The 14,672-nt window shown below is 57.5% G+C and carries 16 protein-coding genes and 1 pseudogene; 5 read left to right on the forward strand and 12 right to left on the reverse strand.

The genetic code is table 11. The features are described 5' to 3' along the window. Positions 1-5: 5 nt before the first annotated feature. On the reverse strand, positions 6-1,394 hold the full coding sequence (locus tag ACR3E7_RS11115) for a 1-acyl-sn-glycerol-3-phosphate acyltransferase (RefSeq protein ID WP_170789736.1): 1,389 nt from the start codon (positions 1,392-1,394) through the stop codon (positions 6-8). A 141-nt stretch (positions 1,395-1,535) separates the two neighbouring features. Here ACR3E7_RS11115 and ACR3E7_RS11120 point away from each other — a divergent pair. From ACR3E7_RS11120 to deoD, 3 genes and pseudogenes are all read left to right on the forward strand, one after another. Beyond that, positions 1,536-3,503: pseudogene (locus ACR3E7_RS11120) on the forward strand (methylmalonyl-CoA mutase family protein); the annotation flags it as partial. Between the two features lie 127 nt (positions 3,504-3,630). Further along, positions 3,631-3,948, forward strand: coding sequence for an H-NS histone family protein (locus ACR3E7_RS11125; protein WP_170784883.1), 318 nt, complete (start codon positions 3,631-3,633; stop codon positions 3,946-3,948). Positions 3,949-3,964: 16 nt separating this feature from the next. Beyond that, positions 3,965-4,675: a purine-nucleoside phosphorylase gene (deoD, locus tag ACR3E7_RS11130; RefSeq protein ID WP_480504498.1), complete on the forward strand. Its 711-nt coding sequence runs from the start codon at positions 3,965-3,967 to the stop codon at positions 4,673-4,675. Between the two features lie 240 nt (positions 4,676-4,915). Here deoD and ACR3E7_RS11135 read toward each other — a convergent pair whose 3' ends face one another. Then, a complete protein-coding gene (locus ACR3E7_RS11135; protein WP_170784887.1) occupies positions 4,916-5,062 on the reverse strand; it encodes a hypothetical protein in 147 nt (48 codons plus the stop codon). A 132-nt stretch (positions 5,063-5,194) separates the two neighbouring features. Then, positions 5,195-5,974 (reverse strand): succinate dehydrogenase iron-sulfur subunit, encoded by a 780-nt coding sequence (locus tag ACR3E7_RS11140; protein ID WP_170772528.1) that lies wholly within the window; start codon positions 5,972-5,974, stop codon positions 5,195-5,197. Between the two features lie 412 nt (positions 5,975-6,386). On the opposite strand from ACR3E7_RS11140, the gene ACR3E7_RS11145 reads away from it, so the two are divergent. Continuing rightward, positions 6,387-7,202 carry a glycosyltransferase gene (locus ACR3E7_RS11145; RefSeq protein WP_480504497.1) on the forward strand — a complete coding sequence of 272 codons (816 nt, stop codon included), beginning with the start codon at positions 6,387-6,389 and terminating at the stop codon, positions 7,200-7,202. A gap of 62 nt (positions 7,203-7,264) precedes the next feature. Here ACR3E7_RS11145 and sdhA read toward each other — a convergent pair whose 3' ends face one another. The 8 genes from sdhA to ACR3E7_RS11185 form a co-directional block, all read right to left on the reverse strand. Next, entirely contained in the window at positions 7,265-9,070 is a 1,806-nt protein-coding gene (gene sdhA / locus ACR3E7_RS11150) for a succinate dehydrogenase flavoprotein subunit (protein WP_170772531.1), read from the reverse strand. 18 nt (positions 9,071-9,088) lie between these two features. Further along, positions 9,089-9,460, reverse strand: coding sequence for a succinate dehydrogenase, hydrophobic membrane anchor protein (gene sdhD / locus ACR3E7_RS11155; protein ID WP_170772533.1), 372 nt, complete (start codon positions 9,458-9,460; stop codon positions 9,089-9,091). 12 nt (positions 9,461-9,472) lie between these two features. Further along, positions 9,473-9,859 (reverse strand): succinate dehydrogenase, cytochrome b556 subunit, encoded by a 387-nt coding sequence (sdhC, locus tag ACR3E7_RS11160; protein ID WP_170772535.1) that lies wholly within the window; start codon positions 9,857-9,859, stop codon positions 9,473-9,475. A gap of 187 nt (positions 9,860-10,046) precedes the next feature. Beyond that, positions 10,047-10,706 carry a DUF1194 domain-containing protein gene (locus tag ACR3E7_RS11165; protein ID WP_170789731.1) on the reverse strand — a complete coding sequence of 220 codons (660 nt, stop codon included), beginning with the start codon at positions 10,704-10,706 and terminating at the stop codon, positions 10,047-10,049. Positions 10,707-10,761: 55 nt separating this feature from the next. Beyond that, positions 10,762-11,790: a MaoC family dehydratase gene (locus ACR3E7_RS11170; protein ID WP_480504496.1), complete on the reverse strand. Its 1,029-nt coding sequence runs from the start codon at positions 11,788-11,790 to the stop codon at positions 10,762-10,764. Beyond that, a complete protein-coding gene (locus ACR3E7_RS11175; protein WP_170751789.1) occupies positions 11,790-11,996 on the reverse strand; it encodes a DUF1737 domain-containing protein in 207 nt (68 codons plus the stop codon). The genes ACR3E7_RS11170 and ACR3E7_RS11175 overlap by 1 nt, the downstream gene beginning before the upstream one ends. Positions 11,997-12,006: 10 nt before the next feature. Further along, positions 12,007-12,561 carry an NnrU family protein gene (locus ACR3E7_RS11180; RefSeq protein ID WP_480504495.1) on the reverse strand — a complete coding sequence of 185 codons (555 nt, stop codon included), beginning with the start codon at positions 12,559-12,561 and terminating at the stop codon, positions 12,007-12,009. A 6-nt stretch (positions 12,562-12,567) separates the two neighbouring features. Continuing rightward, a complete protein-coding gene (locus ACR3E7_RS11185; RefSeq protein ID WP_480504494.1) occupies positions 12,568-13,425 on the reverse strand; it encodes an HpcH/HpaI aldolase/citrate lyase family protein in 858 nt (285 codons plus the stop codon). Positions 13,426-13,596: 171 nt separating this feature from the next. Here ACR3E7_RS11185 and ACR3E7_RS11190 point away from each other — a divergent pair, with 171 nt between their 5' ends. Beyond that, on the forward strand, positions 13,597-13,896 hold the full coding sequence (locus ACR3E7_RS11190; RefSeq protein ID WP_480504493.1) for a hypothetical protein: 300 nt from the start codon (positions 13,597-13,599) through the stop codon (positions 13,894-13,896). Here ACR3E7_RS11190 and ACR3E7_RS11195 read toward each other — a convergent pair. After that, positions 13,893-14,648, reverse strand: coding sequence for a sulfite exporter TauE/SafE family protein (locus ACR3E7_RS11195; RefSeq protein ID WP_480504492.1), 756 nt, complete (start codon positions 14,646-14,648; stop codon positions 13,893-13,895). The two genes, ACR3E7_RS11190 and ACR3E7_RS11195, sit on opposite strands and share 4 nt — an antisense overlap. Positions 14,649-14,672: the final 24 nt, after the last annotated feature.

A 14,672-nucleotide genomic window follows, 5' to 3' on the forward strand; every position in this document is an offset into this window, starting at 1 on the left:
TAATTTTATGACCCAGCGGATGCAGAAACTCTCTTTGCGAGCGCAGCATCTCCGAACTCCACATCACCCGGAGCCGAGGCCGCATAATACTCCAGCAGGTCAACCCTTTGACCAGATTGAGATATTTTCCCGTCCACTTGTTTCAGAATCCGCCTTTGGACAAGTTGATCCAAAGCTTGGGTGATTGCAGCCTCACTCGGGTCGGTCAAAGTTCCGTCACGTCGCATGGCCTGCGCGACAAGGCTGCGCACATCATCCTCCAGCAACTCAGTTCGGTCTTGGATCAGCTTGCAGATCGCAGGCAGCGGCACCAACGGGATTGCATCCTTGATACGTCCCATCAAAGCACGAGCGAGGTCAGTCATGACGTCTTGTTCATGTTCGGCCCGGAAGTCCTGCAACGAAATGGGCCGGCCATAGCGCACCGACGCCAGACCAAAGCGCGTATAGCGCCCGATCAGTCGGCGGCCGATCTGCTTCAGAATCCACCCGGTGATCACTCCGATCCGAGCCCGAAACCGCCTCTCACTCCCAAGTGCAGCCTTGGTCAAGATTGTGTCCTCAAGCACCCGGTCATAATTCAGCGCAACAGGAACAAACACCACGTCCTTGCCGCCCGGCTTGGTTCCGTCCAGTATGTATTTCAACAGACCAAGCTTGGGGCGCCCTAAGGCACCGGTCAGACTAAGCCCCCCTTCAGGGAACATGGCCTGCGTCACCCCCGCTTCGGTCGCGTGTCGCACGTAACAAGCCAGTACCTGCCGGTACAGCTCACTGCCCGATCTGCGCCGGATAAAGTAGGCCCCCATGGCCCGGATCAAGCGGCTGAGTGGCCAAACTCGTGCCCATTCCCCCACCGCGTAAGACAGCGCTGAATGTTGCGCGGCCAGATATGTGACCAGCACGTAATCCATGTTGCTGCGGTGGTTCATCACGAACACAACGGTCGCATCCGGGTCGATAGTCTTGATTGCCTCTTCATCCTGATAGCTGAGCCGCACGTCATAAAACGCATTACTCAGCATCCGCGCCAACCTTATGGCGATGCTGAAATAGGCGACGGCTGAAAAGGAGGGCACGATTTCACGCGCATAGCGGCGGGCCATTTCGAAGGCCACCGCCTCGGGCACCCCGGTTTCGCGGGCATGGTCTTGCACAGCCTGCCCCACCTGCGGGTCATAGATCAGACGTTGGATCATGTCGTGCCGCTCGGCCAACTTGAACGGTTGGATCGGGCGTTGCAGGCGGGTGTTCAGGCGTTTGACTGCGCGTTCAAGACGACGGCGAAAGAACCACCGCACCGAAGGGAACAGGAAATGCGAAGCAAATGTGACCGCGGCAAATACCAGGATCAGCAAAAACAGCCAAAGCGGAAGCTCCACGGTCTCAGTCATGCGCGCACCCTGACAGCAAACGTTGCGTCCTACAATCACAAGAACCACATATGCCGCAACGCAGCGAATTGACATATCCCAAAAATTGCGCTTTAGAGGCTTCGTGAGTAATTTTATTGCCCAGGAAAGACACGAGGCCCAGCTATGACGCAGATGCAGAAAGATCGCCCCTGGCTCATCCGAACCTATGCCGGTCATTCCACCGCCAAGGCGTCAAACGCGCTGTATCGCGGCAACCTGGCCAAAGGTCAGACTGGCCTTTCGGTCGCTTTCGATCTGCCGACTCAGACGGGGTATGACAGCGACCACACTTTGGCGCGCGGCGAAGTCGGCAAGGTCGGCGTACCGATCAGTCACTTGGGCGACATGCGGGTACTGTTCGAACAGATTCCGTTGGAACAGATGAACACCTCGATGACCATCAACGCGACCGCGCCGTGGTTGCTGGCGCTGTATATCGCCGTGGCCGAGGAACAGGGCGCGGATGTGTCCAAGTTGCAGGGCACGGTTCAGAACGATCTGATCAAGGAATACCTGAGCCGCGGCACCTATGTGTGCCCGCCGAAACCGTCGCTAAAGATGATCGCGGATGTGGCCGAGTACTGCTATACCAACGTGCCGAAATGGAACCCCATGAACGTGTGTTCCTACCACCTGCAAGAGGCTGGCGCGACACCCGAACAGGAACTGGCCTATGCGTTGGCAACAGCAATCGCTGTTCTGGACGAGCTGCGCCCGCGCGTACCGGCCGAAGACTTCCCCGCGCTCTGCGGTCGGATATCGTTCTTTGTGAACGCGGGCATCCGTTTTGTCACCGAGATGTGCAAGATGCGGGCCTTTGTGGATCTTTGGGATGAGATTCTGAAAGACCGTTACGGTGTAGAAGACCCCAAATTCCGCCGCTTCCGCTATGGCGTGCAGGTGAACTCGCTTGGCCTGACCGAACAACAGCCGGAAAACAACGTCTATCGCATCCTGATCGAGATGCTGGCCGTGACCCTGTCGAAGAAAGCCCGCGCACGCGCAGTTCAGCTGCCTGCGTGGAACGAGGCGTTGGGCCTGCCGCGCCCCTGGGATCAGCAATGGTCCATGCGGATGCAACAGATTCTGGCCTATGAGACCGACCTGCTGGAATATGGCGACTTGTTCGACGGCAACCCTGCTGTCGATGCCAAGGTTGAAGACCTAAAGGAAGGTGCACGCGCAGAACTGGCCAACCTGGATTCGATGGGCGGTGCGGTCGCCTCGATCGAATACATGAAATCCCGCTTGGTGGATTCAAATGCCGAACGCTTGAACCGGATCGAACGAAATGAGACCGTCGTGGTCGGCGTGAACAAATGGACCGAGGGCGAGCCCTCGCCGCTGCAAACCGAAGATGGCGGCATCATGGTAGTTGATCCGGCTGTCGAGCAGGAACAGATCAACCGCCTGAACGAGTGGCGGTCCGAGCGTGACGACGCCGCAGTCTCCGCAGCGCTCGCGGCTTTGCGCGAAGCGGCGCAGACCGGTGCCAATGTCATGGAGCCTTCGATCGCAGCCGCCAAGGCGGGCGTCACCACTGGTGAATGGGCCGAAGAGATGCGCAAGGTCTACGGCACCTACCGCGGACCCACTGGTGTGTCAGGGTCGGTCTCGAACAAAACCGAAGGGCTGGACGAATTGCGCGCCGCTGTGGATGCGGTCAGCGACAAGCTGGGGCGTCGTCTGAAATTCCTGGTCGGCAAGCCGGGGCTGGACGGCCATTCCAACGGCGCAGAACAGATCGCCTTCCGCGCGCGCGATTGCGGCATGGACATCAGCTATGAAGGCATCCGCCTGACGCCCGAGGAAATCGTCAACGCCGCTATCGAAGACAAGGCACATGTGATCGGTCTATCAATCCTGTCGGGCAGCCATATTCCGCTGGTCGAGGACGTCATGACGCGCCTGAACGCGGCCGGATTGGACGTGCCTGTGATCGTAGGCGGCATCATCCCGGATGACGACGCCGAGAAATTAAAAGCGATGGGTGTTTCCGAAATCTACACACCCAAAAATTTCGAACTGAATGCGATTATGGGTGACATCGTGACTCTGGTCGATCCGCAAAATCTGGCGGCGCAATAACAGTTCTGTTTCTTTCTGGATTCTCAATTTCTATTCCTTGAGAAAAGGGATAGATAATGCCTGTCATTGGAATTCCGGTTTGGCTTTGACACCATCCGGAATTCGATTCGAATACAAGGGAAATCAGATGGGAACCAATCTGGAAAACATGTCGCGCAAAGAGCTGATCGCTCTGCGTGAAAATGTTGATAAGGCGTTGAAAAAGGCAGAGAAAAGAGAGCGGCAAGAAGCTCTGAAAGCTGCTGAAAAAGCAGCGGCGGAATACGGGTTTTCGCTGGCTGAATTGTCAGATGGCGGTTCTGTGACTGGAAAACAAGCCAAATCCAAAGCGAAATATCGCAATCCTTCTTCGCCCGATCAAACCTGGTCCGGGCGCGGCCGAAAACCGCAATGGGTGCATGATGCGCTGAATTCCGGCGCCAATATGGCTGATTTGGAAATCTGATTGGAATTGACCTGACATGACAATTCATATTGGCGCTGAAAAAGGCGAAATTGCAGAAACGGTATTGTTGCCCGGCGATCCCTATCGGGCAAAATGGGCCGCCGAGACCTTTTTAGACGACGCAAAACAGGTCAACAACGTGCGCGGCATGTTGGGTTTCACCGGCACGTGGAAAGGTAACCCGGTTACGATTCAGGGCAGCGGCATGGGCATGCCATCACTGTCGATCTACGTGAACGAATTGATCCATGACTACGACGCAAAAACTCTGATCCGCATCGGTTCGTGCGGCGGAATGCAGGACAGCGTCAATATCCGCGACGTGATTTTGGCGATGACGTCGACCACACTCAGCACGCCTTCGCGGGGCATCATGAAAGAGCTGAATTTTGCCCCCTGTGCCGATTGGGGCCTGTTGCAAGCAGCGGCGCAGGCTGCGGCTGCCAAAGGCACGCCGACCCATGTGGGCGGCATCTATTCGTCGGACGTGTTCTATGACGAACGGCCCGATCTGAACGAACAGATGGTGCGCCACGGCATTCTGGGCGTCGAGATGGAAGCCGCCGAGCTTTATATTCTGGCCGCGCGCCATAAATGCCGCGCGCTGGCGGTGCTGACGGTTTCTGATCACTTGTTGACCGGTGAGGCGCTCCCCTCGTCCGAGCGGGAAAGCAGCTTTGGCGACATGGTCGAAATTGCCTTGCAGGCCGCGTTTCCTGAGACCTGAATCCAGACGGACCTACCGTCACTCTCGTCCTTTGAAGCATGCGGTAGGAGAGGTCTCGCCCTCCTGCCGCGCGCCGCAAAAAGCGCAAGTCCAAATCCCTTCTTTGCGGTGCTGACGCCAACGGCAATCACGCGTCAGAGTCGTTGTGCGGGATCGCCAGAACAGATAGGCGAAGACTCCGGCAGCAAGCAAAAGCAACAGAATGGGCATGGCCTTCCATCGCCCATTCCGATCGGCGGATCAAGCCGCGTTTGCGTATTCAAATAACTCTGGTTCATGCTGCTCTTGGGTCGAGTTCGGCTCGGGCATGTAGTAGGCCCACGCCTGATCCAGCAACTCCAGTGCTTTTGCCGCAGCGGCTTGTTTTTCTGAGGGTTTTTTTTCCATCGGAGCGATCCCTAATTGGTTCAATCACTCCTCCCTGACCAGACTATAAGCCCGATCAGCACCCTTCGCAGTGCATGATTTTGCAATCTTGCCATGCGCTTACCGCAAGGCGGCAAAGCATGGCAGCGCGGGTCAAACCGCGCGTTCGACCATCATCTTTTTGATTTCGGCAATCGCTTTGGCCGGGTTCAGACCCTTGGGGCAGGTCTTGGCACAGTTCATGATCGTGTGGCAACGATACAGCTTGAACGGATCTTCCAACTCATCCAAGCGCTCACCCGTTGCCTCATCGCGGCTGTCGATGATCCAGCGATATGCGTGCAGCAACGCGGCGGGTCCAAGATAACGGTCACCATTCCACCAGTAGCTGGGGCACGAGGTCGAGCAGCTTGCGCACATCACGCATTCATACAGGCCATCCAGTTTTTTGCGATCTTCGATGGACTGCTTCCATTCCTTCGCCGGGCGGTTGGTCTTGGTTTCCAGCCACGGCATAATGCTGGCATGCTGAGCATAGAAATGCGTCAGATCAGGGATCAGGTCCTTGACCACGGGCATATGGGGCAGCGGGTAAATCTTCACGTCGCCCTTGATCTCATCCATGCCATAGATACAGGCCAGCGTGTTGATCCCGTCGATATTCATCGCGCAGGATCCGCAAATACCTTCGCGGCAGGACCGGCGGAAGGTCAGCGTCGGATCAATCTCATTCTTGATCTTGATCAGCGCGTCCAAAACCATCGGGCCGCAGCTGTCCATATCGACGAAATAGGTATCCACCCGAGGGTTCTGACCATCATCCGGGTTCCAGCGATAGATCTGAAACTTGCGCACATTGGTCGCGCCATCCGGCTTGGGCCAGGTTTTACCGGTGGTGATCCGGGAATTCTTTGGCAGGGTGAGTTGTACCATTTCCGACCTCGCTAAATTCCTGCCTGTTGATACACTTTGAGAGGCGGAAAGCCAACCTTTTCGCCTTGAAAACAGTCAATAAAATTAGGCATTTTCGCCTTTACAAACTGATTTTGCGCGGGAAACGTGCAAGAAGTGAAAAGGCTTGGAATTCCAGCAGGTGCAAACCCGAAAAATGCCGACAAACGTCGCAAATATTCCTTTCGGGACAAAGAACCCGTATCAGAAAATGATGTATTCCGCCTGCGGGCCGGAATTCAATCTGACCACATCTAAGAACGTGGAGTTTTCAGAATTTGCACACCCTGATTTTCAGGAAGAAAACAGGATTCTCCACCTACATTGGGATGACAGGCTGTTTCGAGAATCAGGCGAGGATGATGCGCTAAAATTCCAGCAGGCGCGCGCGCACTTGGACCGGTTCAAGCAAAACGGTGGCCGCTTGATCTGGACCATCCACAACCAACAGGCCCACAGCCATGGTGACGCCAACGACCTATTTTCCGAAAACCGCCGTGCCCTGACGAAAATGGCGGATTTGATCCACGTTCACACGCCTCATGCATGGGCCTATATGATATCCGAATACGGGGCCGAGTCTGAAAAACTGCGCCTGATCCCGCATCCCAGCTATCTGGGAGTTTATGAAGATGCCGAAGTCTCAATGGCCCGTCCCCTCGCACCCCGCCAGATCACGCGATTTCTGACCTTCGGCGCCATGCGCGGCAATCGTGAGTTGGACCGGCTTCACCTCGCGGCCCGTAAACTCACCAATCGAGGGCACGCGTTTCACGTCTCGATCGCCGGGCGTGTATTTCGAAAGGGCCGCCGATTGGCGCGTCGGCTGGATGGCATCGCCAATGTTTCGGTCATTGCCGATCGCATACCCGACAGCGAAATACCTCAGCTATTTTCGCAGGCCCATGTCTATGTGCTGCCATCGACGACCACCTTCACCTCGGGCACGGCGATGTTGGCGCAAACCTTCGGCTTGCCGATAATCGGACCAGATATAGAAGCGCATAAACAAACCACACCCGAAGCCTGCCACGATCTGCTTTACCCTGCGCAAAACCCCCGCGGGTTGATCCGTATGATAATGCGTATGATGGAGATGTCTGACGCGGAACTGAATGAGAAACGGATTGCCTGTTTCGAATTCGCCGTCCAACGCGATCCGATGCGTGTCTCGGGATTGTTAAAGAATGCGTTGTCAGAACTTGTTTGATCCGCACACGCGCCAACCAAAAAAGCCACCCCAATCCGGGATGGCTTTGACAGATCAACCGATCAGAAGGTCCGCGCCTTCGGAGCGATTTTCTTAAGGCTGATGCCGCCTTCGGCTTCGGTCGTCAGCGGGTCCGCAATCACAGGGCGATAGCTGAGCTCGACCTTGTTGCCCTCGACCCGGCTAACGGTGTGAACGCGCCAGTTCTCATCATCGCGCTCGGCAAAGTCCTCATGGGCGTGGGCACCACGAGATTCCTTACGCGCTTCGGCTCCGACGATCGTCGCCAATGCGCTCGGCATCAGGTTGCCCAGTTCCAGCGTCTCCATCAGGTCGCTGTTCCAGACCAGCGAGCGGTCGGTGACTTTCAGATCGTCCATCTTGGCTGCAATGGCCGTCATCTTTTCGACGCCTTCAGCCATGGTCTTGGCGGTACGGAATACTGCCGCGTCAGCCTGCATGGTTTTCTGCATCTCAAGTCGCAAGTCAGCGGTCGGGATCGAACCATTGGCGTTGCGTGCCGCATCGAACCGGTCAAACGCCTTATCGACCGACGCCTGATTCAGTACCGGATTCGCAGCCTCGGCATCTACAACCTTACCGGCCCGGATCGCGGCCGCGCGGCCAAAGACCACAAGGTCGATCAAAGAGTTCGAGCCCAAGCGGTTTGCCCCATGAACCGAGGCACATCCGGCCTCGCCGACAGCCATCAGACCGGGAACCACGGCGGTTGGGTTATCGGCAGTGGGGTTCAGAACCTCACCCCAGTAGTTCGTTGGAATGCCACCCATGTTGTAGTGAACCGTTGGCAGAACCGGAATCGGTTCCTTGGTCACGTCGACACCGGCGAAAATCTTGGCCGACTCTGAGATGCCCGGCAGGCGTTCTGCCAGTGCCTCGGCAGGCAGGTGCGACAGGTTCAGGTGGATGTGATCCCCTTCTCCACCCACTCCGCGCCCTTCGCGGATTTCCATGGTCATCGACCGGCTGACATAGTCACGGGGCGCAAGGTCTTTATACTGGGGCGCGTAACGCTCCATGAACCGCTCACCTTCCGAGTTGGTCAGGTATCCGCCCTCGCCCCGAGCACCTTCGGTGATCAGGCAGCCCGAGCCGTAGATACCGGTCGGGTGGAACTGCACGAATTCCATATCCTGCAGGGCCAGGCCCGCGCGGGCGACCATGCCACCGCCGTCACCGGTGCAGGTATGGGCCGATGTGGCGCTGAAATAGGCGCGCCCATAGCCGCCGGTCGCCAGTACAACCATCTTGGCGTTGAAGACATGCATCGTACCGTCGTCCAGCTTCCAGCAGACGACGCCCTGACACTGCCCGTCCTCGGACATGATCAAGTCGATGGCGAAATATTCGATGTAGAACTCGGCGTTGTTCTTCAGCGATTGCCCGTACAGTGTATGCAGGATCGCGTGGCCGGTCCGGTCAGCAGCCGCACAGGTACGCTGTACTGCGGGTCCTTCGCCGAATTCAGTGGTGTGGCCGCCGAAGGGACGCTGATAGATCTTGCCTTCTTCGGTCCGGCTGAACGGCACACCATAATGTTCCAGCTCGTATACTGCCTTGGGGGCCTCACGCGCCAAGTATTCCATCGCGTCGGTATCGCCCAACCAGTCAGAGCCTTTGACGGTGTCATACATGTGCCACTGCCAATGGTCCGGCCCCATGTTCGACAGTGATGCTGCGATGCCACCCTGCGCCGCAACCGTGTGCGAGCGGGTCGGGAAAACCTTGGTCACGCAGGCGGTGCGCAGCCCTTGTTCGGCCATGCCCAGGGTGGCCCGCAGACCCGCCCCACCGGCGCCGACAACGACCACGTCATATTCATGCGTTTCGTATTCGTATGCAGCCATTTCTTTCAGCTCCGGGAATTAGAGGGCAATGCGGGCGATGGCGAACAGGCCCGCCGCAGCCGCGCCATAGGACAGGCAGGTTGTCAGGATGATCAGGACCTTCTCGGTCGTGCCGTGGGCATAATCCTCAAGCATCACCTGTGCGCCTTCGGCGAAGTGTTTCATACCGATCACCAATGTCAGCGCCGCAACAATCGCCGGGAACGGGCGCGAATAATAGTCTAGGACCACATCGTAGGGCTGCCCCAACACGGGACCAAAGGTGAAGATGAACAGCGGAACAAGGATCAGCAAAGCCACCGAGCTGACCTTCATCCGCCAGAAATGGGCTGTGCCCGCTTTGGCCGATCCCAGACCAGTTGCGCGTTTGCGGTCTGTCAAATAACGCATGGTTGGCCTCCTTTAAGCAACGATAATCAGGGTCAGAAGGGTCAGGACAACCGATCCGCCAACTACAGCCCAACCCAATTTAGTAGCAGTGGGAATATCCAGGCCCATCGCGTTGTCCCAAATCAGATGCCGAATACCGGCCAGCGTGTGATACCACAGCCCCCACAAAGACAGCGCCATGACCAGATCGCCCAAAACCGACGTCAGCCACCAGTTCGCGCGCTCGAATGCCTCGGGCGAGGTCGCAGCGGCCAGAAACCACCAGACGATCAGCAAAGCAGCCACGATCATGGCGTTCCCGGTGATGCGTGTCAGGATGGATGTGACCGAGGTCAATTGCGGACGATAGATCGACAGATGCGGAGAAAGCGGGCGATTGCCCCGATTAACATCGGCCATGGCGGCTCCTTTTCGGTTGGCTACCGAACGTTTTACTGGTTTTTGCGACACTGTCACGTGCTGCACATGCAAAAAAGCCGCAAATTGACGCAATATGGCAGATATCGGCAAGTTGTGATCACGCAAAATAATGACGTGATCACAAAATTAATCACGCGCTCGGAATGTTAGCGCCCGAGCCTCGAATCTATTCCAATCCAGCGGTTTGCTGCGTCACCTCGCGCAGCAGTTTTTTGCGGATGCGCTCGGGGTAATCTTCGAACCCGGCGGCCGACACCACAAAGGCACCTTCACCCACGATGACGTTTTCGAAGAAATATGCCGTAAGGTCGGGTTCGCTTTCTTCGATGGCAATGGCATTCACAGTGACGCCGCGGCGGCGCAGGGTCTCGTGAATTTCGGTCGGCTCAACCCCTTCATTGGAAATTCCATCACCCGAGATGTCGATCAAATGCCGCTTGCAGGTGGCAACCTCGTCAAAATTCACCAGAGTCATCTCAAGTGCTTCTCCGATAGCTGTCGAGAAGTTGCGCCAGACCCGAGGATCAGCACCCACCTGATCAGCAAACCGGTCGAGGGTTTCGAAACTGTCGATTTTGGTCCAGGGGATGGTTATTCTTTGCCGCGACGCGCCGGTCCACTGAACCAGCATCAGGCGCGCGTTTCCGCGCACCAAAGCTTCTGAGACGATGGGATCCCGCAATCCTTCCGCCAGCCCGTCCATCTGGATACGGTATTCCGACGAATCGACCGAACCCGAGACATCCACCGCAAGCGCCAATGCCAAATCACACGCCCAGGCGGGCGGCGAAAGCAGAATGCAGGCAGCTAAGGATCGAAGCAACATGCGCGCAGCCTAGCACGATTGTGCCGAGCTGCGATCACATGAATGTGCGCACAGATCAGATTGGCATCAGCGCCCAATAATCGAGGTCTAAAAGCACGCCCGGCATGTATCGGCCGTCCTCATTTTTCAATTCAAATGGTTCGCCGCCTTTCGTAGCAACCAAACGCAGGCGGATGGCACCTACACCCGGCACACCGGTTTCGGCCTTGTCCAGAACCTCGGACCAGGCCTTGATCGTGTCACCCGCGAAACACGGGTTGGCGTGCGCACCGCCGTTCAGACCCACGATCATCTGCGCGTTGGCCAGGCCATTGAACGACAACGCCCGCGCCATCGAGATCACGTGCCCGCCATAGATCAGTCGCCCCTCGGGGCGGAAGGTCAGGTCGAAATGCACTTTGGCGGTGTTCTGCCAAAGGCGGGTGGCGAGCATATGCTCGGCCTCTTCTATGGTGACACCGTCCACGTGGTTGATCTTTTCGCCGATCTCATAATCGCCCCAGCGATGCGCCTCACCGGCTTGGGCAAAATCGTAGTTCGAGAAATTCAAACCCTGCGGAATGACCAGATCACTTGGCTCCAACGCCTTTTTCAACTGCGGCACAACCGCTTGGGGCGCGGGGGCGGACAGGTCTGATTTGCGCACCATCACCCAGCGGACATACTCCATGACTGCCTCGTCGCGCTGGTTCAGGCCACGGGTGCGTACGTAAACCACCCCGGTCTTCCCGTTCGAATTCTGCTTGATCCCAATCACTTCGGATTCCGACCGCAACGTGTCACCGGCATAGACCGGCTTCAGCCAGCGCCCCTCGGCATAGCCCAGATTGGCCACCGCATTCAGCGATACATCCGGCACTGTCTTGCCGAACACCACGTGGAAGGCCGCCAGATCATCCAGCGGGCTTTGCGGCAAGCCAGAGGCTCGGGCAAACTCATCCGAAGAATACAGCGCATGACGCGCTGGATAGAGCGCGTGATACATCGCGCGCTCACCATCGGTTACGGTGCGCGGCACCGCATGCTGCAGCACCTGCCCGACGGAATAGTCCTCGAAAAAGCGGCCCGAGTTGGTTTTTGCCATTATTGTTGTCCCAGTTTCATATCGGGTGAATAGTCGGCCGCGACCTCTTTGGTTACAGCCTGCGCACAGCGCATCACGTTATTGGCGGCGTCAAAGGCATAAGACGGGTCGCCATACAGCTCCCACCCTTTGGCCAGCGCGTCGGACACTTTGTGGCAAAAGGCCGAGGTGTCCTCTTCGGTCAGCAGACGATAGAGTTTTGCCATCTTATTCCCCTCACGATCCGAACGGCGATGGGCCGACCAGCCCATGGATATAACCGATGAAACCCAGCAGAACGATCGAGGCCACAAAGAACATCGCGTCTTTGCCGTAAGTCCCGGGTTCGCCGGAGGTCCAGTCAGGTTCGGACTTGTTGATCACGATCACTTCGACCACGGCCCAGGCCAGCAATCCGCCGAACAGGATGATCGAGGCCAGATCGCCATTCACCAGCAGATGCGCAAAGGCCCACAGCTTGAACCCGCCTAGCATCGGATGGCGCAGCTTGTTCAGCAGGCGGCCTTTCCTTGGCGCGGGGCTCATCAGGAAGATGGCGATCAGCACCAGCAGGTTGTTGACGTGGATCAGGAACGTGGGCGGCGCCCAGACATAGATGAAATCGGTCATGCGATAGCCGAAGATCATCAGCAAAATCGCCGCCACCAGCGCCAGTGCTACCGCACCTTTACCACCATTGCCCATGACCGCGCGCCGCGCGGGCGCGACGCGTTTGAACAGATGTGCGGCCCACCAAAGCGCCACACCAAGGATCAGAAGAACAAAGCCCATGCTGGCTTACCCCGCTTGCAAAGCTGAAATCGCCTCTACTTTTGCCAGAATTTCGCGGGCGGTTGCAACGTGCAGGTTTTCAACAATTTTGCCATCCACTACAGCAACTCCCTGACCTTGCGCTTCAACCTCTTCAAAAGCCGAAATCTGGCGTTGGGCAAGGTCGATTTCCGCCTCCGAGGGCGCATAGGCCGCGTTGGTGATCTCGACCTGAGCGGGGTGGATCAGGGTTTTACCGTCAAAGCCCATATCGCGGCCCTGCGTGCATTCTGCGGCCAGACCTTCATCATCCTTGAAGGCGTTATAGACACCGTCCACAATGATCAGGCCCTCAGCCTTGGCAGCCAGCAGGCACAGACCCAGCGAGGTCATCAGCGGCAGGCGATCGGGGCGGAACCGGGTCTGCAACTCCTTGGCCAAGTCGTTGGTGCCCATCACGAAACCCGCCATCAGTGGATGTGCGGCGATCTCGGCGGCGTTCAGCATACCGCGCGGTGTCTCCATCATCGCCCAGATCGGGATATCTCCGGTGATCGCCGCCAGAGCGTCTACATCAGCGGCCGAGTTCACCTTAGGCAGCAAAACCACGTCGGCATCCATGTCCCGCACGGCCTCGGCATCGGCGCGACCCCATTCGGTGTCCAGCCCGTTTATGCGCACGATCTTGACCCGCGCGCCGTACCCGCCTGCGGCCAGAGCAGCCTTGAGCGTTTCACGCGCGTTCTCTTTTTCATCCGCTGCAACTGCATCCTCCAGATCAAAGATGATCGCGTCGACCGGCAAGGTGCGTGCCTTGTCCAGCGCCCGATCACGCGAGCCGGGGATATACAGTACAGAGCGATAGGGGCGCTGACGGGGGTCCATTGGCCTCTCCAAAAAGAAATAAAGTTGCGCAGAATGGGGCATTTTTTTTCGGAAAGTTCAAGAGCAAAATCGCCGCATCGCAGCATTCGCGACGCAACGTGCGTTGGTTTAACCGGATTTCGGTGCCTGGCCCGCACCCTTTAAGACAGATGGAATCGAAAGGGTGCAAGGATGAAGAAGACGCTGTTCACGATGACAATTGGGCTGGGAATCATGGTTCTGGCCGCCCAGCAGGTACAGGCTCGAACCTGCGCCCCGCGCGAAGACGTGGTCAAACGGCTAACCGAAACCTATGGCGAGACCCGGCAGGTTATCGGCATCGCGCGTCAGGGTGCGGTGATGGAGGTCTACGCCTCTGCCGCAAGCGGCAGTTGGACGATCACTGTCACACTGCCAGACGGGGTAACCTGCCTGATCGCGTCCGGTCAGTCCTATGAGGATATGGCCGAGGCGCTGCCGCCCAACATCTAGGTCAGCGCATCCCAAATTAGCTTACTGCCTGTCAGGGTCAGAAGCACATAGGCAATGCCAAAGAACAGGCGCTCGGACATCATGAAATGTGCCCGGACGCCCAACCACGCGCCAAGAATGGCGAAAGGGGTCAGTAGTAAATCCGCCAGCGCGGTGTGCCAGGTGAACAGGCCCAGATAGGCGAAGGGCACAAATTTCGCTGCGTTGATCACCCAGAAGACCAGCACGGTGCTGGCCTGAAACTCGGTCTTCGACAGGCGCTGCGACAGCAGGTAGACGGCGGCGGGTGGGCCGCCAGCATGGCTGACAAAGCTGGTGAACCCGGCCACCAGCCCCGCAAACAGCCCGGCCGAGGGCGGCAACCGGTTGGCAAATCCGCGAATCCAGCCCTTGCTTTGCGCCATATGCCAGATCACGAACCCAACCGAGATCCCTCCGATCAGCAGGCGCAACAAATCGTCATCTGTCACGCGGTACAGCCACGCGCCCAGCGCGATGCCGGGCACAGCGCCAAGGATTAACAGGCGCGAATCCGGCCAGCTCCAGCGCTTCCAATAAGGCTTCAACGTGGCAACATCGATCACCATCAGGATGGGCAACATCAGCGCCAGCGCCTGTCCCGGCGTCAAGATCAGCGCCAGAATCGACGAGGAAGCAAAGGCGACGCCCGACCCAAAACCGCCCTTGGAAATGCCCGCAAAGATCACCGCAGGGATCGCCACCGCAAAAAACAAAAAATTTAACTCAAACATGCGGCGGTTCCGAAAAAGCGTATC

It is taken from the genome of Ruegeria sp. BK1, assembly GCF_056535645.1.

Bases quoted from the DNA above. Each gene is read 5' to 3' on its own strand.
- ACR3E7_RS11115 (WP_170789736.1), bottom strand. From the start codon at position 1,394: ATGACTGAGACCGTGGAGCTTCCGCTTTGGCTGTTTTTGCTGATCCTG.
- ACR3E7_RS11125 (WP_170784883.1), top strand. From the start codon at position 3,631: ATGGGAACCAATCTGGAAAACATGTCGCGCAAAGAGCTGATCGCTCTG.
- deoD (WP_480504498.1), top strand. From the start codon at position 3,965: ATGACAATTCATATTGGCGCTGAAAAAGGCGAAATTGCAGAAACGGTA.
- ACR3E7_RS11135 (WP_170784887.1), bottom strand. From the start codon at position 5,062: ATGGAAAAAAAACCCTCAGAAAAACAAGCCGCTGCGGCAAAAGCACTG.
- ACR3E7_RS11140 (WP_170772528.1), bottom strand. From the start codon at position 5,974: ATGGTACAACTCACCCTGCCAAAGAATTCCCGGATCACCACCGGTAAA.
- sdhA (WP_170772531.1), bottom strand. From the start codon at position 9,070: ATGGCTGCATACGAATACGAAACGCATGAATATGACGTGGTCGTTGTC.
- sdhD (WP_170772533.1), bottom strand. From the start codon at position 9,460: ATGCGTTATTTGACAGACCGCAAACGCGCAACTGGTCTGGGATCGGCC.
- sdhC (WP_170772535.1), bottom strand. From the start codon at position 9,859: ATGGCCGATGTTAATCGGGGCAATCGCCCGCTTTCTCCGCATCTGTCG.
- ACR3E7_RS11165 (WP_170789731.1), bottom strand. From the start codon at position 10,706: ATGTTGCTTCGATCCTTAGCTGCCTGCATTCTGCTTTCGCCGCCCGCC.
- ACR3E7_RS11170 (WP_480504496.1), bottom strand. From the start codon at position 11,790: ATGGCAAAAACCAACTCGGGCCGCTTTTTCGAGGACTATTCCGTCGGG.
- ACR3E7_RS11175 (WP_170751789.1), bottom strand. From the start codon at position 11,996: ATGGCAAAACTCTATCGTCTGCTGACCGAAGAGGACACCTCGGCCTTT.
- ACR3E7_RS11180 (WP_480504495.1), bottom strand. From the start codon at position 12,561: ATGGGCTTTGTTCTTCTGATCCTTGGTGTGGCGCTTTGGTGGGCCGCA.
- ACR3E7_RS11185 (WP_480504494.1), bottom strand. From the start codon at position 13,425: ATGGACCCCCGTCAGCGCCCCTATCGCTCTGTACTGTATATCCCCGGC.
- ACR3E7_RS11190 (WP_480504493.1), top strand. From the start codon at position 13,597: ATGAAGAAGACGCTGTTCACGATGACAATTGGGCTGGGAATCATGGTT.
- ACR3E7_RS11195 (WP_480504492.1), bottom strand. From the start codon at position 14,648: ATGTTTGAGTTAAATTTTTTGTTTTTTGCGGTGGCGATCCCTGCGGTG.